General features: G+C 73.1%; 18 protein-coding genes and 1 tRNA gene. 15 read left to right on the forward strand and 4 right to left on the reverse strand.

What is annotated here, in order from left to right; genetic code table 11:
• Nucleotides 1-17 precede the first annotated feature (17 nt).
• The 4 genes from rodA to NBZ83_RS06585 all read left to right on the forward strand — a co-directional run bounded on the left by rodA (nucleotide 18) and on the right by NBZ83_RS06585 (nucleotide 8,283).
• The gene (gene rodA / locus NBZ83_RS06570; protein WP_261567597.1) at nucleotides 18-1,253 is read left to right on the forward strand and encodes a rod shape-determining protein RodA; all 1,236 of its coding nucleotides are present in this window, start codon (nucleotides 18-20) and stop codon (nucleotides 1,251-1,253) included.
• 74 nt (nucleotides 1,254-1,327) lie between these two features.
• Nucleotides 1,328-3,400 carry a TIGR03960 family B12-binding radical SAM protein gene (locus tag NBZ83_RS06575; RefSeq protein WP_261567598.1) on the forward strand — a complete coding sequence of 691 codons (2,073 nt, stop codon included), beginning with the start codon at nucleotides 1,328-1,330 and terminating at the stop codon, nucleotides 3,398-3,400.
• A complete protein-coding gene (locus tag NBZ83_RS06580; RefSeq protein ID WP_261567599.1) occupies nucleotides 3,384-4,145 on the forward strand; it encodes a TIGR03936 family radical SAM-associated protein in 762 nt (253 codons plus the stop codon). Before NBZ83_RS06575 ends, NBZ83_RS06580 begins: the two co-directional genes overlap by 17 nt.
• 115 nt (nucleotides 4,146-4,260) lie before the next feature.
• The gene (locus NBZ83_RS06585) at nucleotides 4,261-8,283 is read left to right on the forward strand and encodes an Rne/Rng family ribonuclease (RefSeq protein ID WP_261574539.1); all 4,023 of its coding nucleotides are present in this window, start codon (nucleotides 4,261-4,263) and stop codon (nucleotides 8,281-8,283) included.
• A gap of 95 nt (nucleotides 8,284-8,378) precedes the next feature.
• Here NBZ83_RS06585 and NBZ83_RS06590 read toward each other — a convergent pair whose 3' ends face one another.
• A complete protein-coding gene (locus tag NBZ83_RS06590; protein WP_261567601.1) occupies nucleotides 8,379-8,936 on the reverse strand; it encodes an MFS transporter in 558 nt (185 codons plus the stop codon).
• Between the two features lie 380 nt (nucleotides 8,937-9,316).
• On the opposite strand from NBZ83_RS06590, the gene rplU reads away from it, so the two are divergent.
• The 4 genes from rplU to proB all read left to right on the forward strand — a co-directional run bounded on the left by rplU (nucleotide 9,317) and on the right by proB (nucleotide 12,902).
• Nucleotides 9,317-9,634 carry a 50S ribosomal protein L21 gene (gene rplU / locus NBZ83_RS06595; RefSeq protein ID WP_261567602.1) on the forward strand — a complete coding sequence of 106 codons (318 nt, stop codon included), beginning with the start codon at nucleotides 9,317-9,319 and terminating at the stop codon, nucleotides 9,632-9,634.
• A gap of 5 nt (nucleotides 9,635-9,639) precedes the next feature.
• A complete protein-coding gene (gene rpmA, locus NBZ83_RS06600) occupies nucleotides 9,640-9,909 on the forward strand; it encodes a 50S ribosomal protein L27 (RefSeq protein WP_136446670.1) in 270 nt (89 codons plus the stop codon).
• A gap of 257 nt (nucleotides 9,910-10,166) precedes the next feature.
• Nucleotides 10,167-11,780 (forward strand): GTPase ObgE, encoded by a 1,614-nt coding sequence (gene obgE, locus NBZ83_RS06605; protein ID WP_261567603.1) that lies wholly within the window; start codon nucleotides 10,167-10,169, stop codon nucleotides 11,778-11,780.
• 9 nt (nucleotides 11,781-11,789) lie between these two features.
• Complete coding sequence (gene proB / locus NBZ83_RS06610; RefSeq protein WP_261567604.1) at nucleotides 11,790-12,902, forward strand: glutamate 5-kinase; 1,113 nt, start codon at nucleotides 11,790-11,792, stop codon at nucleotides 12,900-12,902.
• Nucleotides 12,903-12,964: 62 nt separating this feature from the next.
• Here the strand turns inward: proB and NBZ83_RS06615 are convergent, their stop codons facing one another.
• Together NBZ83_RS06615 and NBZ83_RS06620 are read right to left on the reverse strand one after the other, a co-directional pair.
• Nucleotides 12,965-16,087 (reverse strand): AAA family ATPase, encoded by a 3,123-nt coding sequence (locus NBZ83_RS06615; RefSeq protein WP_261574540.1) that lies wholly within the window; start codon nucleotides 16,085-16,087, stop codon nucleotides 12,965-12,967.
• Nucleotides 16,087-17,277, reverse strand: coding sequence for an exonuclease SbcCD subunit D (locus tag NBZ83_RS06620; RefSeq protein ID WP_261574541.1), 1,191 nt, complete (start codon nucleotides 17,275-17,277; stop codon nucleotides 16,087-16,089). The genes NBZ83_RS06615 and NBZ83_RS06620 overlap by 1 nt, the downstream gene beginning before the upstream one ends.
• Nucleotides 17,278-17,481: 204 nt before the next feature.
• Here NBZ83_RS06620 and NBZ83_RS06625 point away from each other — a divergent pair, with 204 nt between their 5' ends.
• From NBZ83_RS06625 to NBZ83_RS06635, 3 genes are all read left to right on the forward strand, one after another.
• The gene (locus tag NBZ83_RS06625) at nucleotides 17,482-18,741 is read left to right on the forward strand and encodes a glutamate-5-semialdehyde dehydrogenase (RefSeq protein WP_261567607.1); all 1,260 of its coding nucleotides are present in this window, start codon (nucleotides 17,482-17,484) and stop codon (nucleotides 18,739-18,741) included.
• Between the two features lie 163 nt (nucleotides 18,742-18,904).
• The gene (locus NBZ83_RS06630; RefSeq protein ID WP_261567608.1) at nucleotides 18,905-19,792 is read left to right on the forward strand and encodes an AAA family ATPase; all 888 of its coding nucleotides are present in this window, start codon (nucleotides 18,905-18,907) and stop codon (nucleotides 19,790-19,792) included.
• Nucleotides 19,793-19,881: 89 nt separating this feature from the next.
• On the forward strand, nucleotides 19,882-21,297 hold the full coding sequence (locus NBZ83_RS06635; protein WP_261567609.1) for a vWA domain-containing protein: 1,416 nt from the start codon (nucleotides 19,882-19,884) through the stop codon (nucleotides 21,295-21,297).
• 31 nt (nucleotides 21,298-21,328) lie between these two features.
• Here the strand turns inward: NBZ83_RS06635 and pgm are convergent, their stop codons facing one another.
• Nucleotides 21,329-23,011 (reverse strand): phosphoglucomutase (alpha-D-glucose-1,6-bisphosphate-dependent), encoded by a 1,683-nt coding sequence (pgm, locus tag NBZ83_RS06640; protein ID WP_261567610.1) that lies wholly within the window; start codon nucleotides 23,009-23,011, stop codon nucleotides 21,329-21,331.
• A 209-nt stretch (nucleotides 23,012-23,220) separates the two neighbouring features.
• Here pgm and nadD point away from each other — a divergent pair, with 209 nt between their 5' ends.
• The 4 genes from nadD to NBZ83_RS06660 all read left to right on the forward strand — a co-directional run bounded on the left by nadD (nucleotide 23,221) and on the right by NBZ83_RS06660 (nucleotide 25,375).
• A complete protein-coding gene (gene nadD, locus NBZ83_RS06645; RefSeq protein WP_261567614.1) occupies nucleotides 23,221-23,793 on the forward strand; it encodes a nicotinate-nucleotide adenylyltransferase in 573 nt (190 codons plus the stop codon).
• A gap of 281 nt (nucleotides 23,794-24,074) precedes the next feature.
• On the forward strand, nucleotides 24,075-24,524 hold the full coding sequence (gene rsfS / locus NBZ83_RS06650; RefSeq protein ID WP_261567615.1) for a ribosome silencing factor: 450 nt from the start codon (nucleotides 24,075-24,077) through the stop codon (nucleotides 24,522-24,524).
• Nucleotides 24,521-25,222, forward strand: coding sequence for a histidine phosphatase family protein (locus tag NBZ83_RS06655; RefSeq protein ID WP_261567611.1), 702 nt, complete (start codon nucleotides 24,521-24,523; stop codon nucleotides 25,220-25,222). Before rsfS ends, NBZ83_RS06655 begins: the two co-directional genes overlap by 4 nt.
• Nucleotides 25,223-25,301: 79 nt before the next feature.
• Nucleotides 25,302-25,375, forward strand: a tRNA-Ala gene (locus tag NBZ83_RS06660).
• Nucleotides 25,376-25,483: the final 108 nt, after the last annotated feature.

Raw genomic sequence — 25,483 nt, forward strand, 5'->3', positions numbered from 1 at the left:
CTTTGGGAGGAGGCGTTGTGACCCAGGATGCGGGACCGACCGCGCTGCGGTCGTCCCCGGTACCCGTGCGGGGGCGGATCGGGCAGCTGCGGGACCGCGCCTCGGGGCGCCATTCGCCGCTGCGACGGCTCGACTGGACGCTGCAGCTGTGCGTCATCGGCCTGTCCGTCGTGGGCGCGTTGCTGGTGTGGTCGGCGACCCGCCAGCGTTTCGGCGAGGCCGGCAGTGATCCGCAGACGTTCCTCAAGCGGCATCTTCTGAACCTCGCCATCGGGCTGGTGCTCGGCGCGATCGCGACCCTCGTCGACTACCGGGTGCTGCGCGCCTACGCGCCGTTCGTCTACCTCGGCTCGCTCGTCGGGCTCGTCGCGGTGCTGCTGTTCGGGTCGACGATCAACGGTGCGCACTCGTGGATCGTGCTGCCGGCCGGCTTCCAGCTCCAGCCGTCGGAATTCGCCAAGGTGGCGCTGGTCGTCGGCGCGGCGATGATCCTCGGGGAGAAGCACGAGGACCGCCACACCGGGATCCGGCGCAGCGCCCCCGGCCACGGCGACGTGCTGCTCGTCCTCGGGCTGACCGTCGTCCCGATCGCACTGATCATGCTCCAGCCGGACTTCGGCACGGTGATGGTGCTGGTCTTCACCACCCTCGGCATGCTGGCGGTCAGCGGGGCGCCGCGGCGCTGGGTGCTGGGGCTGATCCTGTGCGGGGTGCTCTTCGGCGGCGCGATCCTGCAGTTCCACCTGCTCCAGCCGTACCAGGAGGCCCGGCTCACCTCGTTCGTCTCCGAGAACAAGGCCGCCTCCGGCACCGGCTACAACGTCGCCCAGGCCATGATCGCGATTGCCAACGGCGGCGTGACCGGCCGCGGTCTGCTGCACGGCCAGCAGACCCAGGGGCAGTTCGTCCCCGAGCAGCAGACCGACTTCGTGTTCAGCGTGGCCGGCGAGGAGCTGGGGTATCTCGGCGCCGGTGGGATCATCGTGCTGCTCGGCGTGGTGCTGTGGCGGGCGTTGTCGATCGGCTTCGGCTCCCAGGACTCCTTCGGCGCGCTCATCGCCACGGGCGTGGTCTGTTGGTTCACCTTCCAGTCGTTCGTCAACATCGGGATGTGTCTGGGGATCATGCCGGTCACCGGCCTGCCGCTGCCGTTCCTGTCCTACGGCGGCTCGTCGATGTTCGCCAACATGATCGCCGTCGGCCTGCTGCAGAACGTCCGCCTACGCGCGCGCTCCGACCCTTACGCTTCGTAGCCGTCGGGGTAGGAGAGGTCCGGCGATCGCGCGGGCCCGTGATGGGGTTGCCGCCGTGCCGTAGGCTCGCCTGCATGTCCGGACAGTCGCTGTTCGCTCGCCTGGAGCCGCTGCTCCCGCGGGTGCGAAGGCCCGTGCAGTATGTCGGCGGCGAGGGGAACTCCATCGTCAAACCCTGGGACGCCGCCGTAGTGCGCTGGGCTCTGATGTATCCGGACGCCTACGAGGTCGGCCTGCCCAACCAGGGGCTGCAGATCCTCTACGAGATCCTCAACGAGCAGCCGGACGTGCTCGCCGAGCGGACCTACTCGGTGTGGCCCGACCTGGAGGCGCTGCTGCGCGAGCACGGCCTGCCGCAGTTCACGGTGGACGGGCACCGGTCGGTCCGCGACTTCGACGTGCTCGGCGTCAGCTTCTCCACCGAGCTCGGCTACACCAACCTGCTCACCGCGCTCGACCTCGCCGGGATCCCCCTGCAGGCCGAGCGCCGCGGCGAGTCCGACCCGCTGGTGGTCGCGGGTGGGCACGCCGCGTTCAACCCGGAGCCCATCGCCGGGTTCGTCGACGCCGTGGTGCTCGGTGATGGCGAGCAGGCCGTCCTCGGCATCACCGAGGTGATCCGCGGGTGGAAGGCGGCCGGTGCCCCCGGTGGGCGCACCGAGCTGCTGGGCCGGCTTGCCCGCCGCCGGCTGGTCTACGTGCCGGCGTTCTACGACGTCACCTACCGGCCCGACGGCCGCATCCAGGCGGTCACCGCCAACCGCGACGACGTCCCGACCCGGCCGAGTAAGCACACGCTGTCCGACCTTGACGCCTGGCCGTATCCGAAGGCCCCGCTGGTCCCGCTGGCCGAGACGGTGCACGAGCGTCTGAGCGTGGAGATCTTCCGCGGCTGCACCCGGGGCTGCCGGTTCTGCCAGGCCGGGATGATCACCAGGCCGGTGCGGGAGCGGAACATCGAGACTGTCGGCGCGATGGTCGACGCGGGTCTGCGGGCCACCGGTTTCTCCGAGGTCGGCCTGTTGTCGCTGTCCAGCGCCGACCACACCGAGATCGGCGAGATCGCGACCGGTCTCGCCGACAGGTACGAGAACGAGAAGGTCTCGCTGAGCCTGCCCTCGACGCGGGTGGACGCGTTCAACGTCACCCTCGCGAACGAGTTCTCCCGCAACGGGCGGCGCAGCGGGCTGACGTTCGCCCCGGAGGGCGGTTCCGAGCGGCTGCGCAAGGTCATCAACAAGATGGTCGGCGCCGAGGACCTGGTGCGCACCGTCAGCACCGCCTACGCCCACGGCTGGCGCCAGGTGAAGCTCTACTTCATGTGTGGGCTGCCGACCGAGACCGACCAGGACGTGCTGGAGATCGCCGACCTCGCCCGGGAGGTGATCCGGGCCGGCCGTCGCGCCAGTGGCCACCGCGACATCCGCTGCACGGTGTCGATCGGCGGCTTCGTCCCGAAGCCGCACACCCCGTTCCAATGGGTGGGCCAGGCGTCGCACGAGGTGACCGACGCGCGGCTGAAGCTGCTGCGCGACACCGTACGGGCCGACAAGGAGATCGCTCGCGCCGTCGGGTTCCGCTACCACGATGGCCGTCCCGGCATCATCGAGGGCCTGCTGGCCCGCGGTGACCGCCGCGTCGGCGCCGTGATCGAGCGGGTCTGGCGCGAAGGCGGCCGCTTCGACGGCTGGAGCGAGCACTTCTCGTTCGAGCGCTGGGAGTCGGCGTGCGCCGCCGAGCTCGAACCGCTCGGGGTCTCCCTCGACTGGTTCACGACCCGCGAGCGCGACGAGCGCGAGGTGCTGGCCTGGGACCATCTCGACGCGGGCCTCGACCGGGACTGGCTCTGGGCCGACTGGCAGGAGGCGCTGCGCGGCACCGAGCTCGACGACTGCCGCTGGACCCCCTGCTACGACTGCGGTGTCTGCCCGACGATGGGGACCGATACCCAGATCGGCCCGACCGGCCGGTCGTTGCTGCCGGTGGTGAGCGTGTCGGCGGGTTCGCCGGTGGTCACCGCCGCTGCGGTGTCCGTCGATGGCGTTGACGGCGTCGATATCGAGGCCGTACCCGGCGGCGTCGAGGACGGGCCGGCCGCCGGCTCCCGGCTCCGCCCGGCGGCGGTGAGCAGTGGCACGCCGGCCTGAGGGGCCGCCGCCCCCGCCGGTCGTCCAACGGGTCCGGCTGCGCTTCGCGAAGCGGGGGCGGCTGAGATTCCTGTCACATCGGGACGTCGCTCGCACGTTCGAGCGGGGGCTGCGCCGGGCGGCGGTGCCGATGGCGTACTCGGCGGGCTTCAGCCCGCATCCCCGGATCTCCTGGGTGGGCGCCGCGCCCACCGGGGCCGCCAGTGAGGCCGAGTACGTGGAGCTGGCGCTGGCTGTAGAGGTGGAGCCGGCGCGGCTGCAGGCCGACCTGGACGCGGCGTTGCCGCCCGGGCTGGACGTGGTGGGCGTCGTGGTAGCCGAGGGGATCGGGCTCGCGGAGCGGATCGATGCCTCCCGGTGGGTCGTGCGGCTACCGGGGGTCGCGGAACCCGAGTTGCGCGACGCGGTGACCGAGCTGTTGCGGCACGAGGTCGTCCAGGTCGAGCGGGCGACCAAGGACGGTCGGCGCCGGTTCGATGTGCGTGCCGCCATTGTCTTGGCCGTTTGTCGTGCGGGGAACGACACGTGTGCGATACTGGAGTTGGTCGTGCGGCACACGACGCCCGCTGTGCGACCAGACGACGTGCTGACCGCCCTTGGCGTGGTAGCCGGTCTGCGCCCGTCGGTGCCGCCCGAGCCAACCCGGCTGGAGCAGGGCCGACTGCGCGATGATGGGACGCTGGCGGACCCGCTAGCGCCGGACCGCAACGACGCTGGCCGGCTAGCAGGTCGATCATCAGCGTGATGCAGGGCGTCGCAGGCTTTCCCGGCAGCAACCGAGCCGGACCGAGACATTGGCTCTTGCGCGGCCGCGACTGCACCAGGCAGCGCGCCCGGGAGCCCGAGAGGCTTCTTAACCCGTGCCCGACGATGACCTGACCACCCAGACCGAATCCGAAGCCACCCGCCCCGCGCCGCGTCGGCGCAGGGCCGCAGGACGGGCCGCCGGCCCGCCCTCCGAGCACCCGGGCGGGTCCACTCCCGACGGCGCCGCGGCAATCGCCGCCCCGAGCGTGACCAGCGACACCGCCGATTCCCCGGGGTCCGCGCCCGTTGCCGGCGACAGTGTTGCCCCGGCAGGAGAGCCGCTGTCAGCCGAAGCGCCGGCAACCACCCGGCGGCGGACGAGGACCAGCCCCACCACGCGTACCCGTGCGACTAGGGCGAAGGCGGGCGGTGCGGCCACGGCCGAGCCAGCCGCGTCGCAGGTCGCGGAGCCGGCCGGATCGGCCGCTTCCGGAGCCGCCCCGCCCGCTGTCGAGGCCGTCGCGCCATCCGCGGGGGCCGCGCATCCCGCTACGACCACCGATGCCGCTACGACCACCGATGCCGCTACGACCAGCGGCGACGGCGCGGCCGGGGGCGCCGAGTCCCCGGCGCCGGCCCGGCGTACCCGGACGACCCGCAGCCGTCGCGCCGTCCGTGACGTCGCCGCGGCGGAGGTCCCGGCCTCTGCCGAGCCCTTGAGCGGCGCCGACACGGCAGCGGCAGGGTCGACCGCCACCGCCGGCACCCCGCCCGTCGCCGCGGACGCCACCACCGAGTCCCCGTCCCCGTCGTTCCCGCCCGCCGCAACAGCGCCGGCCGGCGAGGCCGCGGCGCCGCCCGTCGAGGACGCGCCGAAGCCCAAGCGGACCCGTTCGCGCCGGGCCACCTCCGGCCCCGTGACGCCACCAGCCGTACCCTCGGCCGGCGAGCTGCCGGCCGGCGAGCCGTCCGTCGTCGAACCGGCGGCGACCTCCGCCGCGCCCGTCGAGGTCGGGGGCGGCGAGGCCACCCCGCCTCGCGCTACCCGTACCCGGACCACGAGGCGTCGCGCGACGGCCGCGTCCGCCGAGCCCGCGTCCGCCGAGCCCGCGCCCGCCAAGGCCGCGTCCGGCTCCGCGCCGGTGGTAGACGCTCCCGCCAGCCCGGCCCGGGGAAGCGAGGGGTCAGCCGGTGAGGCTCCCTCGACCCCCGTCGCCGGGCCGTCCGCGGTCGCTGAGCCGCGGGCCGGTATCGAGTCGCCTGCCGCTGCCGACCCGGCTGTCTTTGGGGACCCGGCCTTCGTCGACAAGCCGGCCGCCGCGAGCGCCCCATTCGGTTCCGTGACCGTCGAAGGTGAGCAAACCCAGGTCGTACCGCCCGCCGCCGAATCGGCGGCGGGCGGCACCCGCTCCCGGACGAGGACCCGGCGGGCCACCGCCCCGACCTGGGCCGGCATCGGCGACGAACCGGCCGCCGAGCCCGTATCCCGCCCAGCGGCCCGCCGCCCGGTGGCGATGGTGACCTTCCAGGCGCCGGAGCCGGCGGCCGCCGAGCCGCGCTGGCGCCGCGCCGGCACCGCGGAGGAGACAGGGTCCACCGCCGTCCCGGCGCCCACCGACGCCGCCGGTCCGCCCGTCGAGCCGGAGGCCGCCGACGAGGTCGTCGACATCGACATCGACATCGACGTCGACGCCGACACCGCAGCCGAGGAACTTGCCGCCGCCGACGAGGACGGGGAGTTCGACGAGGACGACCAGGGTGGCGGGTCGGGTTCCACCCGGCGCCGCCGTCGTGGCCGCCGCGGCCGTGGCCGGGCCCGTGGAGACGAGGACGGCACCGAGACCGACGCCGAGGACGGCGCCGGCGAGACCGACGAAGGCCCGCGCGTGGTCGCGGACGCCACCGATCGTCCCGGGCGCAGCGGTGCGGCGGAGCCGGCCGCGGCGGACGGCGGTGAGGCGGCGGACCGCGCCGATGACGGCGACGGCGACGACGAGGACGAGGACGATCGCGCGGGCGGTTCGCGTCGGCGTCGGCGTCGGCGTCGGCGTACCGGTGGCGACGAGCCGGGGGTGGTCGACGACCCGCCGAACACCGTCGTGCACGTGCGGGAGGTCCGCCGCGACGAGGATCTGGTCCGGGGCCTGAGCGGTTCGACCCGGCTGGAAGCCAAGCGCCAGCGGCGCCGTGAGGGTCGGGACAGCGGCCGGCGCCGCCCGCCGATCGTCACCGAGGCCGAGTTCCTCGCCCGCCGCGAGGCGGTCGAGCGTCGGATGATCGTGCGCCACGCAGGTGACCGCACCCAGATCGCCGTCCTCGAGGACGGTGTGCTCGTCGAGCACTTCGTCACCCGCGCGAGCTCCGCGTCGTACGCGGGCAACGTCTACCTCGGCCGGGTGCAGAACGTGCTGGCCAGCATGGAGGCGGCGTTCGTCGACATCGGCAAGGGACGCAACGCCGTCCTGTACGCCGGCGAGGTCAACTACGACGCCTCCGGGCTCGACGGCCGTCCCCGTAAGATCGAACAGGTACTCAAGTCGGGGCAGTCGGTTCTGGTCCAGGTCTCCAAGGACCCGATCGGGCACAAGGGCGCCCGGCTCACCAGCCAGATCAGCCTGCCGGGTCGCTACCTCGTGTATGTGCCGGACGGTCAGAACGCCGGCATCAGTCGCAAGCTGCCCGACACCGAGCGCGCGCGGCTCAAGAGCATCCTGAAGAAGATCACGCCCGAGGACGGCGGCGTCATCGTGCGCACCGCCGCCGAGGGCGCCAGCGAGGCCGAGCTCGAGCGCGACGTCGAGCGGCTCGCGGCGCAGTGGGAGGACATCCAGCGCCGTGCCAAGAAGGCGTCGGCGCCGTCCCTGCTCTACGGCGAGCCGGACCTCGTCGTGCGGGTGATCCGCGACATCTTCAACGAGGACTTCACCGAGCTGGTCGTCCAGGGCTCCGGCGAGGCCGCGACGATCGAGGAGTACATCGACGCCGTCGCCCCCGACCTGCGCCCGCGTATCCGCCGTTACACGGGAACCGGCGACGTCTTCGTCGACTACCGGGTGGACGAGCAGCTCGCCAAGGCGCTCGACCGCAAGGTCTGGCTGCCGTCGGGCGGATCGCTGGTCATCGACCGCACCGAGGCGATGACGGTCATCGACGTCAACACCGGCAAGTTCACCGGCAAGGGCGGCAACCTCGAGGAGACCGTCACCAAGAACAACCTGGAGGCCGCCGAGGAGATCGTCCGCCAGCTGCGGCTGCGGGACATCGGCGGGATCATCGTCATCGACTTCATCGACATGGTCCTGGAGAGCAACCGGGAGCTGGTCCTGCGCCGGCTCACCGAGTGCCTCGGTCGTGACCGCACGCGGCACCAGGTCGCGGAGGTGACGAGCCTCGGCCTGGTCCAGATGACCCGTAAGCGGGTGGGTCAGGGCCTGCTGGAGGCGTACAGCGAGTCGTGCGTGCACTGCAACGGCCGCGGCGTGCTCATCCACCTCAACGGCAGCGGCGGCCATGCCCACTCGGGGGCCGCCTCGGCCGTCTCGGCCGTCTCCGGTGGGTTCGGCGCCGGCCAGGCCGAACCGGCTGCGATCGGTTCCGGTTCCGGATCGGGATCGGGGTCGGGTCGGCGCTCGCGCGGCGCCGCCACCCGCGCCGCCGGCGGACCCTCACTTGTCGCGTCCGCCTCGGTCGGCGCTCCCGCTGCGGCCATCGAGGCAGCCGGCGGCACCGCGACGGAAGCCGGCATAGCCCCGCCGGCCTCGACGGACAACGACGTCACCGGCCCGACGGCAGGCGATGCCGGCAGCGCGCCGGACTCGCCGTCGGAATCCGCGGTCGCGGTGGTGGACGCCGCTTCCACGTCGATCACGGCAGTGAACGGCAACGGCCGCCACGTCCCCGCGACGGACGCCGGGGGCGACACGACGGTGACCCTCGCGTCGACGACCGGAGGCGGGGCTACGACACCGCCCGTCTACGCGAACTCCGACGATCCGGACAGCCTCGCCACCGTCGACGGCGGCGCGACCGCCGGCAAGCCCGTCCGGAGCCGCCGGCGCCGGGCGTCCCGTCCGGTTTCGAAGCCGGCCGATTCGCTGGAGTCCGTGCCGCCGTCGGCCGAGTCCACCGCCACCTGACGAACGGCTGAACATCTGAGCCCTGTCGGTCGCCCTTCCCCTCGGATCCTCCCGGGCGGGCGGGGCGACCGGCCTGCGCCGGAGGCGTACCAGCCTCAGGCGGCGGTCGGACCTGCCGGGCTCTGGGGCGTTGCCGGCCCGGGGCGGATGAAGCCGCGGCCGGGGTTCTCCCGCATCAGCAGATCCAGGGTGGCCCGCGAGCGGGACAGAGCGACCTCGACCGCCTGGTGGGCGCGCCCCGCGTCGCCCATCTGCAGCGCGTACGAAGCGATCGTCAGCGACTGGACAAGATCATCCTGATCGGCGAGGTCCGGACTCATCCGCTGGCGCGGCGAGCAGTCCGGCCCCGGGTCCTCACCCGCCGGCTGCGCCGGCACTCCCCAGGCCGCCGGATCCCGGCGCCGCAGCGCGATCCATCCCGCCGCCAGGGCGGTTCCCAGCAGCCAGCAGGCACCCGCCCAGGGCGGCACGCCGGCGAACGCCGTGAGGGCGAGACCAACCACCACCAGCGCTGCCAGCGCACCGGCCGCGGCCGGCACCGTGCCAGGAATTGAACCGTGGCGGCGGGCCGCCTCGGCCGCCGGGCGGCAGGCGACGGCGAGAGCCACAGCTGTCCCGGCGCCTGCGGTCCAGACGAGTAGCTGCCAGACCATCCTCATCACCCCCGAATGCGCCTCATCGCCCCCGACGTGACGTGGCCTCCGGCGTCGAAGCCTCACGATCTATCGTGGAACTGCGCCTTGCGGACGTTCCATGCTTCCCCTTCCTCGGCGTGCTTCGCCATGGCCCGTCCGGGTCATCCGGGAATATGGCCCGTGCGCGGGGGACAGGGCGGTGCGGCTCCCGATCGGCACCCCCGCGGCGATGACCTGTAGGGTGGAGTCCGCGCGTTCATCCGGACTGGGCCCGGCCCACCGGAAGAGTCGCCGGACGGCTGCTCTGTGGCCGATGGCGGCGGGGGGCGCATTCAAAGCTCCGCGGGGAACCTGGGTTCCGCGCGGTCACAGCGGTTCAACAACAGCAGGGAGATCTGGTGTACGCGGTCGTTGCCAGCGGCGGCAAGCAGCACAGGGTCGCCGTCGGCGATGTCGTCGACGTCGAACTCCTTCCCGGAGAGCCGGGCGTGGCCGTGAACCTTCCGGCCCTCCTGCTCGTCGACGGCGACTCGGTCACCCACGAAGCCGGCGCGCTCGCGTCCGTCGCGGTGACCGCCGAGGTGGTCGGCGTCGTCAAGGGTCCGAAGATCCGGATTCACAAGTTCAAGAACAAGACCGGCTACCACAAGCGTCAGGGCCACCGCCAGAAGCTGACGCGTCTCAAGGTGACCGGCATCGAGACCGGGAAGGCCTGAGCGAGATGGCGCATAAGAAGGGCGCGAGTTCCTCGCGCAACGGTCGGGACTCCAACGCTCAGCGGTTGGGCGTGAAGCGTTTCGGCGGCCAGTTGGTCAAGGCCGGCGAGATCATCGTTCGCCAGCGCGGCACTCACTTCCACCCGGGTGAGCTGGTCGGGCGTGGCAAGGACGACACGCTGTTCGCGCTGTCGGCCGGTCACGTGCAGTTCGGCCACCGACGTGGTCGCCGCGTCGTGAACGTGGTCGAGCTGGTGGCGGCGCCCGCCGCCTGACTCGACCGGGCGGCGATGCCGAGCGGGTGTGCCAGACCTGGCCCGCCCGACACGGTGTTCGCTGTCCCCGATGCCAAGCACATAGCCGCGTGCATCATCCCGCCTCGGGGTTCGGTGCGCGCGGCTTTGGCATGTGCTGCGGCGTTGCTGTGCAGGAGGCGCCGCGTCGCGGGCCGGGCGCACGATAGGGATAGCGGCTGCCGCCCGACGACGGTCGGCAGACTGTAGGACACGAAGCAGAGTGAGAGGACGCAGCGATGCCGACCTTTGTCGACCGGGTGGTGTTGCACGCGGCGGCTGGGGACGGCGGCCACGGCTGCGCCTCCATCCACCGGGAGAAGTTCAAGCCGCTGGGCGGTCCGGACGGTGGTGACGGCGGCCGCGGCGGCGATATTCGCCTCGTGGTGGAGCCGAGCGTGACCACCCTGCTCGACTTCCACTTCCATCCGCATCAGCGGGCCTCGCGGGGCCGCCCCGGCCAGGGGTCGAACCGGTACGGAGCCGACGGGGAGGACCTCATCCTCCCGGTGCCCGACGGCACGGTCGTCCTCAGCGCCGTCGGCGAGCAGATCATCGACCTGGTCGGAGCGGGCAGCACGTTCGTGCTCGCCCGGGGCGGCCGCGGTGGCCGGGGGAACGCGTCGCTGGCCTCCGCCCGCCGCAAGGCCCCCGGATTCGCCGAGCTCGGTGAGCCCGGCGAGCAGCTCGACGCCGTCCTCGAACTCAAGACGGTGGCCGACGTCGCGCTCGTCGGATTCCCGAGCGCGGGGAAGTCGTCCCTGGTGTCGGTGCTGAGCGCCGCCAAGCCCAAGATCGCCGAGTACCCCTTCACGACCCTCGTGCCCAACCTCGGGGTGGCCCAGGCGGGAGATCACCCGCCGTACACGGTGGCGGACGTCCCCGGCCTCATCCCGGGCGCCAGCGAGGGCCGCGGCCTGGGCCTGGAGTTCCTCCGGCACATCGAGCGCTGCTCGGTGATCGTGCACGTGCTGGACTGCGCCACGCTCGAACCGGGACGCGATCCGCTGACTGATCTCGACGTCATCGAGGCCGAGCTCGCGGCGTACTCCGCCGACCTGTCCGACCGACCCCGGCTCGTCGTCCTCAACAAGATCGACGTGCCTGACGCCGCCGACCTCGCCGACCTGGTCACCGCTGATCTGCGGGCCCGCGGGCTCGACGTGTTCGCGGTCAGCAGCGCCACCCGGCGGGGAGTGCACGCGCTGTCGCTGGCACTGGCGGAACAGGTCGCGGCGCTGCGGGCGGCGGCGCCGAGCCGGTCCGCGACCCGCGTCGTCCTGCGCCCCCGGGCGGTGAACGAACCGGACTTCACCGTGACGACCCTCGACGAGGGTTTCCTCATCTCCGGGGCGAAGCCGCTGCGGTGGGTGCGCCAGACCGACTTCACCAACGACGAGGCCATCGGGTTCCTCGCCGACCGGCTCGCCCGGCTCGGAGTGGAGAAGGAACTCGCCCGGCTCGGCGCGACCGCGGGCGTCGAGGTCACGATCGGTGACGTCACCTTCGACTGGGAGCCGACGCTGAGCGGCGGCGGTCTGGGCGTCGGTGGGCCGGGCGTCGGTGGGCAGGGAATCGGTGGAGTAGCGCTCGTTGGCGGATCGGGCGGCGACGGCGGCGATGGCACCGAGGATCGTCTCGGTGCCGGCGAGCCGGCTGCCAGCAGTCGGGCCGTCGCAGCGGGTCCGGCCCCAGCCTCCCTCGGCCCGCGCGGCAGCGACGACCGACTGAGCGGTTCCGTCCGGCTCACCCGGGCCGAGCGAATGGCCCGGGCGAGGCGGTCCCGCCTGGCGGACTCCGACGCCGCGGGCGTCGACGCCCGCACCGGCGGCGCCGTCGACACGGACGCGTAGGGGCGCCACATGCGGGCGTTCGTCGCCGATGCGCAGCGTGTCGTCGTCAAGGTCGGTTCGTCGTCGCTGACGACGGCCGCGGGCGGTCTCGACGTCGCCCGGCTGGACAGCCTCGTCTCCGCGCTGCTGCCCAGGGCCGGGCAGCTCGTGCTCGTCTCCTCCGGGGCGATCGCCGCCGGTCTCGCCCCACTCGGGCTGGCCCGCCGGCCGCGTGACCTCGCCACCCAGCAGGCCGCGGCCAGCGTCGGGCAGAGTTCGCTGGTGCACAGCTACGCCGCGGCGTTCGGCCGGGCGGGCTTCCGCGTCGGCCAGGTGCTGCTCACCGCCACCGACGTCATCCGCCGCACCCACTACCGCAACGCGCGTACCGCACTCGACCGGCTGCTCGAACTCGGCGTCGTTCCGATCGTCAACGAGAACGACGCGGTGGCGACCCAGGAGATCCGCTTCGGTGACAACGACCGCCTCGCCGCGATCGTCGCCCATCTGGTGTCCGCGGACCTGCTGGTGCTGCTGTCGGACGTGGACGGTCTCTACGACGCCAACCCCCGTCACGGGCCGGCGAACCTGCTGCGGGAGGTCCGCTCGGACGCGGATCTCGCCGGGCTCACCGCCCGTGGGACGGGCACCGCCGGCGTCGGCGTCGGCGGCATGGCGACCAAGATCGAGGCGGCCCGCATGGCCGCGTCGGGTGGGGTCAGCGCGATCATCACCTCGGCGGCGAACGCGGCGCCTGTGCTGCGCGGCGAGGAGGTCGGGACGGTGTTCCATCCCACCGGACCGCGCCGGGCCTCCCGGCTGCTGTGGCTGGCCCACGCCACCGCGCCGGAGGGGCAGCTGCACCTGGACGACGGCGCCGTCGCGGCGGTCGTACGGCGGCGGGCGTCGTTGCTGCCCGCCGGGGTCACCGGCGTCGAGGGTGACTTCGCCGCGGGCGACCCGGTGGATCTCGTCGATCCCGATGGTCGCCCGGTGGCCAGGGGACTGGTGGCGTTCGACGCGGCGGAGCTGCCGGCGATGCTGGGACGGTCCACCGCCGAACTCGCCGCCGAACTCGGCCCCTCCTACGAGCGGGAGATCGTGCACCGGGACGACCTCGTCCTGCTGCTGCCGACCCGCTGATCCCGCGCCGCGCGGCGCCGTCGGTCCCGACGGCCGGCCGGCCGGACGGATGGACGGACGGGTCAGGGCGTCGTCTCGATCCGGCTGCCGTTCGTGCCCTTGCGGACCCGGATCTGGTTCGGGATGCGTTGGCGCAGGTCGGCGACATGGCTGACGACACCGACGAGCCGCCCGCCGGAGCGAAGCTCGTCGAGGACGCCCATCACCTCGTCCAGGCTGTCGGGATCCAGCGTCCCGAAGCCCTCGTCGATGAACAGCGCATCCATCCGCCGCCCGCCGGCCTCGGCGGTCACGACGTCGGCGAGTCCGAGGGCCAGCGCCAGCGCCGCCTGGAAGGTCTCGCCGCCGGACAGCGTCCCGGTGTTGCGTCGGCGGCCCGTCCACGCGTCCTCGACCAGCAGGCCCAGGCCCGCCCGCCGGCGCCGGTCGCGCCGCTCCTCGGTGTCGTGGACGAGAGTGAACCGCCCGGCGCTCATCGCGGCGAACCGACGGCTCGCCGCGATCGCTACCTCCTCCAACCGGGCCGCGAGCACGAAGCTCGACAGCGGCATTCCCTCGGTGTTGCCGCCGCGGCCCGCAGCGAGCTCGGCCAGCTGATGCAGCTCGTCGGCCCCGGCGCGCAGGGGATCCAACGCGGCGAGGTCCGCGGTGAAGGTGGTGTGCAGAGCGGCGAGTTCGGCTGCCCGCCCGCGCGCCCGCGCGAGCGTCGCGACGGCCGTCTCGTGCGCCTGTCGGGCCGCCTCGGCGGCCGCCTCGTGCTCGGCCAGGTGGTCAGCCGGGTTATCGATGAAGTGCTCGGCGAGGGCCGGATCGACGGCGAGATCGTCGCCGGAGAGGGCCGCGGCCACCGCGGCCGTCTCGTCCCGGTGCGCCTGGACCTCGCGCTCGGCGGTCCGTAGCCAGTCCGTGTCGCGGACGGCGGCGGCTGCGTCGTCCAGGTCGAAGAACTCGGCCTGGCGGACGAGATCGAGGGCGGTGAGGCCGGCCTGGACGTGTTCGGCGCGGGCGCGTTCGGCTGCCAGCTCCGCGTCATGGGTGGCCTGCTGGTCGTCGGCGAGTGCCGTCACCGCGTCCAGCCGTGCCGTGAGCGCCTCGGCGTCGCGCAGGTCGGCGGGTACCGCGGCGAGCCGCGTAGCGGCCAGCTGATGCAGCTGCGCCGCCCGCAGCCGCCCCGCCTGCTCGCTGGACCGCGACGCCGCCAGGCGGGCGGCGACGTCCTTGTCCTCCTCGTACACGGCGAGTTGGGCGGCCTCGGCGGGGGCCAGGTCCGCGGCGGCGTCGGCGTAGGCGCTCACCTGGTCGTCCACCTCGGCGGCGAGCTCGGCGAGCCGGCCCGCCGACGCGGGTGCCCGGTCGTCGAGCAGCTCGGCGAGATCGAAGCGCCGCACCTGCGCCAGCGCCTCCTCGGCGGGCGGGTCCACGGGGACGGACGGTTCGCGGGCCAGCTCGGCATGCAGCGTGCGGACCTGCGTCTCCCACCGGTCGGCGGCGCGCAGCGCCACCGCCGCCTCGGCGGCGATTCGATCCGCCTCCTGCTCGGCGGCGGTCTCCTCCTCCTTGCTCACGTGATCGGCGCGGACCTCCGCCGGATCGGGGTGCTCGAACGCGCCGCACACCGGACACGGGGTGTCGTCGGCGAGTGCGGCGGCGAGCTCCGCGGTGATCGCGTCGAAGCGCTGCCGGCGCAGGTCCTTGGCCTGGGACCGGACGACGGCGGCGCGGTCGCGGGCGACGTCGGCGTCCCGGCGGGCGCGATGCTGATCGGCGACCGCGCCGACGAGTTCCCGGGTCCACCGGGCCCGTTCGGCCAGGGCCGGGAGGGTGGCACCGGCCCGGCGCGCGGCGGCCACCCGGGATTCGGCCGCCGCCCGGATCGCCGGCAGCTCGTCGTCGAGCCGGTGGGCGAGCTCCTCGGCGTCGCGCCGATGCTCCTCGGCGTCGCGCTCGGCCTGCCGAGCGGCCCGGCCGTCGTCCTCGGCCTCCGCCCGGGTCCGCGCCAGTCCTTCGAGCCGGCCGACCTCGACGTGGGCAAGCCGGACGAGTCCGAGGAGCTCGTCGACGTCGGGGGGCCCGCTCGGGGGGTCGCCGTGGTGGGCGGTGAGCTGGCCGGGGGAGCGCGGGTCCGTGGGGAGCAGGCCGGCGGGGTGCGCGGCCAGGCGCTGCCGGGCGGCATCCGCCGCTGCGCGGGTCTGCTCGGCGGCCACGGTGCGTCGGCGCAGCTCGGTCAGCGCGGGGGCGACGACGGCGGCCCGCCGGGCCGCGTCGGCGTCCGCGGCGAGCAGGTCGACGGTGGCGCGGCGTTCGGCCAACTCGTCGCGGCGCGCTGTGAGCGTCCGGCGCCGCTCGATGCGGCGAACGAGGTCGCGGGCGTCGGCGAGTGCGGCGTCGGCGGCGGTGCGGGCCTGGTCGGCAGTCCGCTGGACCGTCTCGGTGACCGCCGCCGCCGCCTGCGCCTGACGGGCGAGGTCGGTAGCCCAGGCGGGATCGTCGGTCGGATCAGCGGGCTCAGCCGCCCCGGCGACCTGGGCGATACGTGCGGCCACCCGACCGAGCTCGGCCGTGGCGACCGCCAGCTCATCGCGGCCGCTTTTGGCCCGGTCGCGCAGCCACTGCTCGGTGAACTCGAAGCGGCCGACGCCGAACAGCGTCTTGAGCAGCTTCTCCCGGTCGTCGTGCCCGGCCTGGAGGAAGTCGGCGAACCGGCCCTGCGGCAGCAGGATGACCTGGAAGAACTGGTCGTGCGTCATTCCCAGCATCAGGCCGATCTCATGCCCGACGTCCTGCGGCCGGCTGGCGATGGTGTCCCACCCCTGGGCGGTATGGCGGTCCAGCCGGGCGGTGGGGTGGGCCCGGGTGGTTCCGCCGGCCCGCTTCGATCGGTCCCACGCCGGGCTGCGGGTGATCCGGAAGCGTTCGGCCGAGACCGAGAACTCCAGGCTCACCTCCGGCCGGGCCGACGCGGCGGCATGGTGAGAACGCAGGTCCGGATCGCCGGTGATCTTGCCGCGCATCCCGGGCACCTTGCCGAACAGGGCGAACCCGATCGCGTCGAGCAGCGTCGTCTTGCCGGCGCCGGTCTCGCCGCAGAGCAGGAGCAGACCCCCGCTGCCGACCCGGTCGAAGTCGACGTCAACGCGGCCGGGGAAGGCCCCGAATGCTTCCAGGTGTAGCCGGTGGGGCCGCATCAGGCCGCCTCCTCGGCGATCCGGGCCGCGTCGAGCGCCGCGGTGAGCAGCGTTCGTTCCCGCGGTGTCGGCTCGCCGCGCACGTGGGCCACGAACGCCGTGGCGATCTCCAGGTCGGTCCGGCCGTGGGTCCGTTCGCCGAAGCTGCGGTCGTCGCCCGCGCCGGCGGGTGGTTCGTGGGCGAGACGCAGGGCGTGGGGGAACCGCCGCTGCAGCGTCGCCATCGCGTCGTCCGGCCGGATCGGATCGGTCAGCACCGCCGAGACGAAGTCCCCCTCGTGAGCGGCGAATCTCGCGGCGGTCAGCAGCTCGTTCAGGGTGCCGCGCAGCACCGCCATCCGCCGTTCGGCGGGCACCGCCACGGCGCGGACCGCCCGGATCCCGTCGCGGCCGATGTCCACCAGCAGGGAGGTCTTGCGGTCGGCGGCCTCCGAGAAGGAGAAGGCCATCGGCGAGCCGCTGTAACGCACGGCGGGTGTGATCACCTGCGGGCGGTGCAGATGACCGAGCGCGGTGTACGTGATGCCGTCGAACAGGCTCGACGGCACGTTGCCGACCCCACCGACGGAGATGCCGCGTTCGCTGTCGCTGCCCGCACCGCCGGTGACCCAGGCATGTGCGAGGACGACGCTGCGGGCGCCCGGGTGGCCGTCGAGGTCGACCCGCACGGCGCGCATCGCCCGGCGCATCGTCGCCGCCTGCGAGAACGACGTCGCGCCGGCCGGGTCTCGGCCGCCGGTGGGGTCCGGGTCGGCCGGGTCCGGGTCGGGCAGCAGGGCGTTCGCGGTCGCCGGCTCCAGATAGGGGATCGCGTAGATCCGCACGGGGCCGTCGGCGTCCTCGACGACGACGGGGACGCCCACCGCCGCCGGGTCGGTCCTGATCCGGATCCGCGGGTCGAGCAGGCCGGACTTGTCGCCGAGGCGGCGGGCGGCGTCGTGGTTGCCGCTGATGGCCACGACCCGGGTGCCGGCGTCCCGCAGTCGCGACAGCGCCTCGTCGAACAGTTCCAGCGCGCGCACCGGCGGGATGGCGCGGTCGTGCACGTCGCCGCTGACGAGGACCACGTCGACGGACTCCGCCCGGACGACCTCGACGAGGTGGTCGACGAACGCGGCCTGGGCCGGCAACAGGTCATGGCCGTGCAGGCCACGGCCGAGATGCCAGTCGGAGGTGTGCAGGGCGAGCATGCGAGCACGGTAGGCAGGCGCCCGAGCCCGATCGGCACGGGGGTCCCGCATGGTCGTGAAAGGTGCCGTTGCGCAGCCAGAACGCCTGATTCGTCCCTCGGCCCGCCCCCCACCCGCCCGGACCGGACGCGGGTGCCGCCCGGCGCCGGTAGCCTCAGCAGGGTGGGTTGCGCCGCGGCGCCCACACTTACGGAGGATCCCGAAATGATCACCTCTGCGGAGGCTGTCCGAGACGTAGCAGTGCGCGCGAAGGCGGCGGCAGCCCTGCTGGCCCCGGTCAGCCGCGGCGAGAAGGACCGCGTGCTGCTCGCGATGGCCGAGGCGCTCCTCGCCCGGTCCGCGGAGATCCTCGCGGCCAACGCCGAGGACGTCGCGGCCGCGCAGGCGGCGGGAACTGCCGACGCGATGGTCGACCGGCTCACCCTCACCCCGGCCCGCCTGTCGGGCATGGCCGACGGGCTGCGGCAGGTCGCCGTGCTGGACGACCCGGTCGGCGAGGTCGTGCGCGGGCGGCTGCTGCCCAACGGCATGGAACTGCGTCAGGTCCGCGTCCCGCTCGGCGTCGTGGGGATCATCTACGAGGCGCGGCCGAACGTCACCGTGGACGCCGCGGGGCTGTGCCTCAAAAGCGGCAACGCGGTGCTGCTGCGCGGCAGCGCGTCGGCGATCCGGTCCAACACCGCCCTGGTGGAGGTCCTGCGCGACGTCGCCGCGGCGGGCGGTCTGCCGGCCGACGCGGTCCAGCTCGTCCCCGGTCTTGATCACGACTCCGTGAAGCATCTGATGCGGCTGCGGGGCCTCGTCGACGTGCTCATCCCCCGCGGCGGGGCCGGGCTCATCCGGGCGGTGGTGGAGGAGTCGACCGTGCCGGTCATCGAGACCGGGGTCGGCAACTGCCACGTCTACGTCGACGTCGACGCGGATCTTGAACAGGCGCTCGCGATCACCGTCAACGCCAAGACCCACCGGGTCTCGGTCTGCAACTCGGCGGAGACGCTGCTGGTGCACCGCGCCGTGGCGCAGCGGTTCCTGCCGCGGGTCCTGGCCGCGCTGCACGACGCGGGCGTCGCCGTGCACGGTGACGAGGCCGTGTGCGCGGTGGACCAGCGTGCCGTGCCCGCCACCGACGACGACTGGGCGGCCGAGTACCTGTCGCTGGACATGGCCGTTCGCGTCGTCGACTCGCTCGACGACGCGGTGGCGCACATCCGCCGCTGGGGCAGTGGGCACACCGAGGCGATCGTCACCCGCTCGCTGCGCGCATCCCGACGCTTCATCACGACGTGCGACTCGGCGGCGGTGATGGTGAACGCCTCGACCCGGTTCACCGACGGCGAGCGGTTCGGGATGGGTGCCGAGATCGGCATCTCCACCCAGAAGCTGCACGCCCGGGGGCCGATGGGCCTGCCCGAACTGACCTCGACCACGTGGGTCGGCGTCGGCGACGGCCATCTCGTGAGCTGACCGGCACCGAGCGGTGGCCGGCGTCGCCGGATCCCGGTGCGTACCACGGCCTCGCCCACCCAGGCCCGGACCAGAGCCGCAGACGGGTCGTAACCGCCCGTCTGCGGCTTCATCCTGGCACTATGGACGGTGGCGATGCTTGACACGGGGACGGAAGGTGGCCATGTCGCTTCAGGAACACGCTTTCGCCGACGTCGCGGACGTGCGGGAACGCCTCCGCGGGACCGGGTACCTCGCGGACGAGGCGATCGCCACCACAGTCTTCCTCGCCGACCGGCTGCGTAAGCCGCTGCTCGTGGAGGGCCCGGCCGGCGTCGGGAAGACCGAGCTTGCCAAGGCCCTGGCCACCGCCGTCGGCGCCGAGCTGATCCGCCTGCAGTGCTACGAGGGTCTCGACGAGGCCCGCGCGCTGTACGAATGGAACTACAAGAAGCAGTTGCTGCGCATCCAGGCAGGTTCCGGCGACGCCGGCGAGCAGGGCTGGCAGCAGGCCCACGACGACATCTTCAGCGAAGAGTTCCTGCTGTCCCGGCCGTTGCTGACGGCGATCCGTCGCGAGGAGCCGACGGTCCTGCTCATCGACGAGACCGACAAGACCGACGTCGAGGTGGAGGGCCTTCTGCTGGAGGTGCTGTCGGACTTCCAGGTGACGATTCCCGAGCTCGGGACGATCAGCGCGACCCAGCGGCCGTTCGTCATCCTCACCTCGAACGCGACCCGGGAGCTCTCCGAGGCACTCAAGCGGCGCTGCCTGTACCTCAACCTGGACTATCCCTCGGCGGAGCGGGAGAAGGAGATCGTGCTCTCCCGGGTGCCGGACCTGCCGGAGAGGCACGCCGAGTCACTGGTCCGGATCGTGCGTGCGCTGCGTGCGATGGAGCTGAAGAAGGCGCCGTCCATCGCCGAGACGATCGACTGGGCGCACACGGTGCTCGCCCTCGGGTTCGACACCTTCGACGAGGCGGCCGTCGCCTCCACCCTCGGCGTGGTGCTCAAGCATGCCAGCGACCAGGCCCGCGCCATCAGCCACCTCAAGCTCACCGCGAACTGACCCGACCCGATCACCGCGACCCGATCCACCCGCGACCCGATTACCGCGGCGGCCCACCCGCGGCCGCACATTCACAGGGGGGCGCCGGCATGAACCTGCTGGACCGCACCGTCGAGTTCACCGCCGCCCTGCGCCGGGCCGGCGTCCCGGTCAGCAGCGCCGAGACGGTGGACGCAGCCCGCGCCGTCGGGGCCCTGGGCTGGGCCGACCGCGACGCCGTGCGGGCTTCGTTCGCCGCGACCCTGTGCAAGCGGCCGGTGTACCGGCCCGCCTTCGACACGCTGTTCGATCTGTACTTCCCGCCGCGCATCGGCAACGGCGTCTCGCTGGACGATCTCGTCGGCGACCCGACGGCCACCGGTGACGGCGAGCTGGAACCCGGCGATCTGACGCCGGAGGAGCTGGCGGCGCTGCGGCAGGCGCTGCGCGACGAGCTGCTCGACGCGTTGCGCGACGGCGACGACGAGGCGCTGCGCCAGCTCGCCCGGCAGGCGGTCAACGCGTTCGGCTCGTCGCAGGGCAGCGCCGGCCGCTCCTGGTTCCTGTACCGGGTGCTGCGCGCGATGTCCGCGGAGACGCTCATCGCCGACCTGCTCTCGGCGTTGCTGGGCGACTCCGAGCGCGGCGGCCTCGCCGAGCGGGCCGCCCGGCAGACGATCACTGATCGGATCCGCGATTTCGAGGAGCTGGTCGGCGCGGAGGTGCGGCGCCGGATGGCCGAGGAACGCGGCATCGAGGCGGTCGAGCGCAGCGCGGTCAAGCCGCTCAGCGACCAGGTCGAGTTCCTGCGCGCCTCCCAGCGCGACCTCGTCGAACTGCGCCGCCAGGTCCACCCGCTCGCCCGCCGCCTCGCGACCCGGCTGACCGCCCGTCGCCGCCTCGGCCGCACCGGCCGGCTGGACTTTCGGCGCACGGTTCGCGCGTCCCTGGCCACCGGTGGCGTGCCGGTGGACACCAAGCACCGCCCGCACAAGCCGCACAAACCCGAGCTCGTCGTGCTGTGCGACGTCTCCGGCTCGGTGGCATCGTTCGCGCACTTCACCCTGATGCTGACGCATGCGCTGCGCGAGCAGTTCTCCAAGGTCCGCGCGTTCGCCTTCATCGACACCACCGACGAGGTGACCCGCTATCTGCGCGGCCTCGACCTCGGCGACATGATGGCGCGCATCTCCGCCGAGGCCGACCTGGTCTTCTTCGACGGGCACAGCGACTACGGCCACGCCATCGAGGTCTTCGCCGAAAAGTACCCGGAGGCGGTGGGGCCGAAGACGTCGCTGCTCATCCTCGGCGACGCACGGAACAACTACCGGTCGACATCCGCGACGGTGTTCCGGCGGCTGTGCGCACAAGCCCGGCACTCCTACTGGCTCAACCCGGAGCCGCGCACCTACTGGGGTTCCGGCGACTCGGCGACCGACGTCTACGCCGAGCTGGTCGACGAAATGGTGGAATGCCGCAACATCGACCAGCTCCAGGACTTCATCGAGCGCCTGCTGCCCGCCTGACCCGCTCTCGCACTGGCCCGGGAGCGGTCGGTCAGCCGCGGGCGAGGGCGGCGTCCACGATCGCCTGGGCCTGCGCGATCACCTCGTCGAGGTGCTGCGGGCCGCGGAAGCTCTCCGCGTAGATCTTGTAGACGTCCTCGGTGCCGGACGGGCGGGCCGCGAACCAGGCGTCGTCGGTGACGACCTTCACCCCGCCGATCGCGGCGCCGTTGCCGGGCGCATGCGACAGCGTGGCGGTCACCGGGGCGCCGGCCAGCGTGTCCGCGCTCAGGCTCGCCGGTGTGAGGGCCGCCAGGATCTTCTTCTGCGCCGGCGTGGCGGGGGCGTCGACCCGCCGGTACGCCGGCGCGCCGTGCAGCTCGGTCAGCTCCCCGTACAGAGCCCCGGGATCCCGGCCGGTGACCGCCGTCATCTCCGCGGCGAGCAGGCAGGCGATGAGGCCGTCCTTGTCCGTCGTCCACACCCCGCCGCCGCGGCGCAGGAACGACGCGCCCGCGCTCTCCTCCCCGCCGAAGCCGAGGGTGCCGTCGGTGAGCCCGTCGACGAACCACTTGAAGCCGACCGGCACCTCGACGACGCCGCGGCCGATGCCCGCCCCGACCCGGTCGATCATGCTGGAGCTCACCAGGGTCTTGCCGATCGCCGTGCCCGCGGGCCAGTCGGCACGGTGGCCGAACAGGTAGGCGATCGCCGCGGACAGGTAGTGGTTCGGGTTCAGCAGCCCGGCGCCCGGGGTGACGATGCCATGCCGGTCGGCGTCGGCGTCGTTGGCGAGCGCCACGTCGAAGGAGCCGGCGAGGCGCAGCAGGGAGGCCATCGCGTAGGGCGACGACGGATCCATCCGGATCTTGCCGTCCCAGTCCGTCGTCATGAACGCAAACGTCGGGTCGACGGCGGTGTTGACGACCTCGAGGTCGAGTTTGTATCGCTCCGTGAGCGCCTGCCAGTAGACCAGGCTCGCGCCGCCGAGCGGATCGACGCCGATGCGGACGCCGGCCCCCCGGATCGCGTCGAGGTCGACGACGTCGCCCAGATCGGCGACGTACGCGCCGACGTAGTCGTGCACCAGCGCCGCCGCTCGGGCCCGCGCATACGGCACCCTGGTGACGCCGGCGAGACCGGCCTCGAGCAGGGCGTTCGCCCGATCCTGGATGACCTTGGTGGCGGCGGTGTCAGCCGGTCCGCCGTGGGTCGGGTTGTACTTGAAGCCACCGTCGGCCGGCGGGTTGTGCGATGGCGTCACCACGATCCCGTCGGCGAGCCCACGCCCGGTGGCAGCGGCCACCGCGGTGGTGCCCGTCGCGGTGATGCCGAGGCGGCGGTTGTGCCCCAGGATGGCGTGCGAGATCACCGGGGTCGGCGTTGCCTCGCCGTCCGGGGCGATGCGCACCGGCACGCCGTTCGCGACGAGCACTTCCAGGGCGGTGGCCAGCGCCGGGGCGGACAGGGCATGGGTGTCGATCCCCAGGAACAGCGGCCCGTCGACGCCCGCCGCCGCCCGGTAGTCGCAGATCGCCTGGGTGGTGGCGAGAATGTGGTCGGCGTTGAAAGAGCCGCGCAGCGCCGATCCACGGTGCCCGGACGTCCCGAACGACACCCGCTGGGCGGGGTCCGCGGGATCGGGATGGACGTCGTGGTACGCCGCGAGCAGAGCGTCCACGTCGATGAGATCCTCGGGGGCGGCGGGCTGCCCCGCGCGCGGGCTGGTCGGCATGGGCGGCGCCTCCTCGCGGTGGAACGGGGGTGGCCCGGCGGCCTGCTGTCAGCCTAGTCGGGTCGTCCCCCGCGGAGTTGATTCGTCCTGAGATGGCCGGCTGGTCGCGGGTCGCTGGTGGGCGGGTTTGTGGGACATCTCCCGTCCGGCCTCAGGCTGCGCGCGTGCCGGCCCTGCGGCGTTACTGTCCCGTCGTGCGACTCGGTGTGATGGGTGGGACCTTCGATCCCGTCCATAACGGACACCTCGTGGCGGCCAGCGAGGTGGCCGCCCTGTTCGACCTCGACGAGGTCGTGTTCGTGCCGAGCGGGCAGCCCTGGCAGAAGGTCCACCGCGTGGTCTCGGACCCGGAGGACCGCTACCTGATGACCTTCCTCGCCACCGCGGAGAATCCGCAGTTCACCGTCAGTCGGGTCGAGATCGACCGGGGCGGGGCGACCTACACCATCGACACCCTGCGCGACCTGCGCGGAGCCCGGCCGGACGACGAGCTGTTCTTCATCACCGGTGCCGACGCGCTCGCCCAGATCTTCACCTGGCGTGACCATCGTGAGCTCTTCGGGCTGGCGCACTTCGTCGGGGTCAGCCGCCCCGGCTATCAGCTTGCCCTGGACGCCGCGCTGCCGGCGGACTCGGTGAGCCTGCTGGAGGTGCCGGCGCTGGCGATCTCGTCCTCCGACATCCGGCAGCGGGTCGGGCGCGGCGCCCCGATCTGGTATCTCACGCCGGACGGCGTCGTGCGCTACATCGCCAAGCGGCACCTCTACCAGCCGTCGGCCTGACCCGGTGCCGGCGCGGTGCCGGCGCGGGACCGACCGGCGCCGGATCGCCCGGCCCGCTCGTGCGGCCAGCTCGGCGCATCTCGTTCGGTAGGCTGGTGCCGGACCATCCCGAACCGTGCTCGGTGCGCTGTTATCACGGTTTTCGGGCCGTCGCCGACCTGATGGGTGCACTGCCCGGGCGGGGATGTGTCACGCTGGACGCAGCCGCCCGACCCCGGGCGGTGCGCGGGCCGACCGGTGGCGGCCGTCCCGCGGACATCACCACCCTGGAGACCCTCAGCGTGACCGCTTCCCCGCGAGCCGTCGAACTCGCCCTCGCCGCAGCGCAGGCAGCGGCCGACAAGCTCGGCCACGACCTGCTCATCCTCGACGTGAGCGAGCGGCTGGCCATCACCGACTGTTTCGTGCTCGCCTCCGCGGGCAACGAGCGGCAGGTCAAGGGCATCGTCGACGAGGTCGAGGAGAAGTTGCGCCCACTCGGGGCCAAGCCCGTCCGGCGCGAGGGAGAGCGGGAAGGCCACTGGGTCCTGCTCGACTTCGTCGACATCGTCGTGCACGTCCAGCGGGACGAGGAACGCGTCTTCTACTCCCTGGAACGGCTGTGGAAGGACTGCCCGACGATCCCGTTCACCGACGCGACCGTCGGGGCCGCGGCCGGCGCCGCAACCTCGGCCCCCGGGGCGCCCGCCTCGGCCGGCCCGCTCGGCGGCGGTTCGGCGAACGCCTTGTGAGACTGCTGCTCTGGCGGCACGGCCGGACCACCTGGAACGATGTGGGTCGCTTCCAGGGCCACGCGGACCCGCCCCTCGATGCCACGGGGCGGGCCCAGGTCGCCGCGGTGGCCCCGATCATCCGGGCGATGCGTCCGGAACTGGTCGTCTCGTCCGATCTGCAACGCTGCCGGGACACCGCTGCCGGCCTCGACCTGCCGGTGCGGACCGACGCGCGGCTGCGCGAGATCGATCTCGGGTCGTGGTCCGGGCTGACCGGCGCCGAGGCGGCCGTCCGCTTCCCCGCGGAGGACCGCGCCTGGCGTCGCGGCGAGGACGTGCGCCGCGGCGGCGGGGAGACCTACCTTGAGGTCGCCCGGCGTGCCGGGGCGGTCTTCGACGAGGTTCGCGCCGAAGGGCTGCCGTCCGAGCCGGCCGGGCTCGTCGTGTTCGTGCTGCACGGCGGCACCGCCCGTTCGCTGATCGGCCGCATCCTCGGCCTGCCGCCGGAGCTGTGGTGGCACTTCGGGCCGCTGGCGAACTGCCGGTGGTCGGTCCTGCGCGTCGTCGAGGGCGGATACCGGCTCGCCGAGCACAACGCGGGCCCGCTACTGACTGGTAGGGTCGGCGTCGCCGGATCGGGTCTGTCCGAGTCCCTCCTGCCAAGCCAGGGGGCCCCGACAGAGTCCGACACGGAGCCTGTACACTTGCCGAAGTAGCCCACCAGGCGCGGTGGTAACGGTGCCAGGGGGGCCACACACCGAGGTTCACTCGGTCTGATATAAATGAACAGCAGTTGGGGCTGTGGCGCAGTCTGGTAGCGCATCACACTGGCAGTGTGAGGGTCAGGGGTTCGAATCCCCTCAGCTCCACGAGACTTTGGGCGTCTTGTTTTCTCCCTTGGGGGGAGAAACGAGGCGTCTCTTTTATTTTGCCGGGGGGGCCGAGCCCCCCCGAGACCACCCACGAACTTGCCTGCC

The sequence above is a fragment of the Frankia gtarii genome (genome assembly GCF_025403375.1).
Taxonomy (GTDB): Bacteria; Actinomycetota; Actinomycetes; order Frankiales; family Frankiaceae; genus Frankia; species Frankia gtarii.

Coding starts and splice junctions, on each gene's coding strand:
- NBZ83_RS06575 (WP_261567598.1), top strand. CDS start 1,328: ATGTCCGGACAGTCGCTGTTCGCTCGCCTGGAGCCGCTGCTCCCGCGG.
- NBZ83_RS06590 (WP_261567601.1), bottom strand. CDS start 8,936: ATGGTCTGGCAGCTACTCGTCTGGACCGCAGGCGCCGGGACAGCTGTG.
- rpmA (WP_136446670.1), top strand. CDS start 9,640: ATGGCGCATAAGAAGGGCGCGAGTTCCTCGCGCAACGGTCGGGACTCC.
- obgE (WP_261567603.1), top strand. CDS start 10,167: ATGCCGACCTTTGTCGACCGGGTGGTGTTGCACGCGGCGGCTGGGGAC.
- proB (WP_261567604.1), top strand. CDS start 11,790: ATGCGGGCGTTCGTCGCCGATGCGCAGCGTGTCGTCGTCAAGGTCGGT.
- NBZ83_RS06615 (WP_261574540.1), bottom strand. CDS start 16,087: ATGCGGCCCCACCGGCTACACCTGGAAGCATTCGGGGCCTTCCCCGGC.
- NBZ83_RS06620 (WP_261574541.1), bottom strand. CDS start 17,277: ATGCTCGCCCTGCACACCTCCGACTGGCATCTCGGCCGTGGCCTGCAC.
- NBZ83_RS06625 (WP_261567607.1), top strand. CDS start 17,482: ATGATCACCTCTGCGGAGGCTGTCCGAGACGTAGCAGTGCGCGCGAAG.
- NBZ83_RS06630 (WP_261567608.1), top strand. CDS start 18,905: ATGTCGCTTCAGGAACACGCTTTCGCCGACGTCGCGGACGTGCGGGAA.
- NBZ83_RS06635 (WP_261567609.1), top strand. CDS start 19,882: ATGAACCTGCTGGACCGCACCGTCGAGTTCACCGCCGCCCTGCGCCGG.
- pgm (WP_261567610.1), bottom strand. CDS start 23,011: ATGCCGACCAGCCCGCGCGCGGGGCAGCCCGCCGCCCCCGAGGATCTC.
- nadD (WP_261567614.1), top strand. CDS start 23,221: ATGGGTGGGACCTTCGATCCCGTCCATAACGGACACCTCGTGGCGGCC.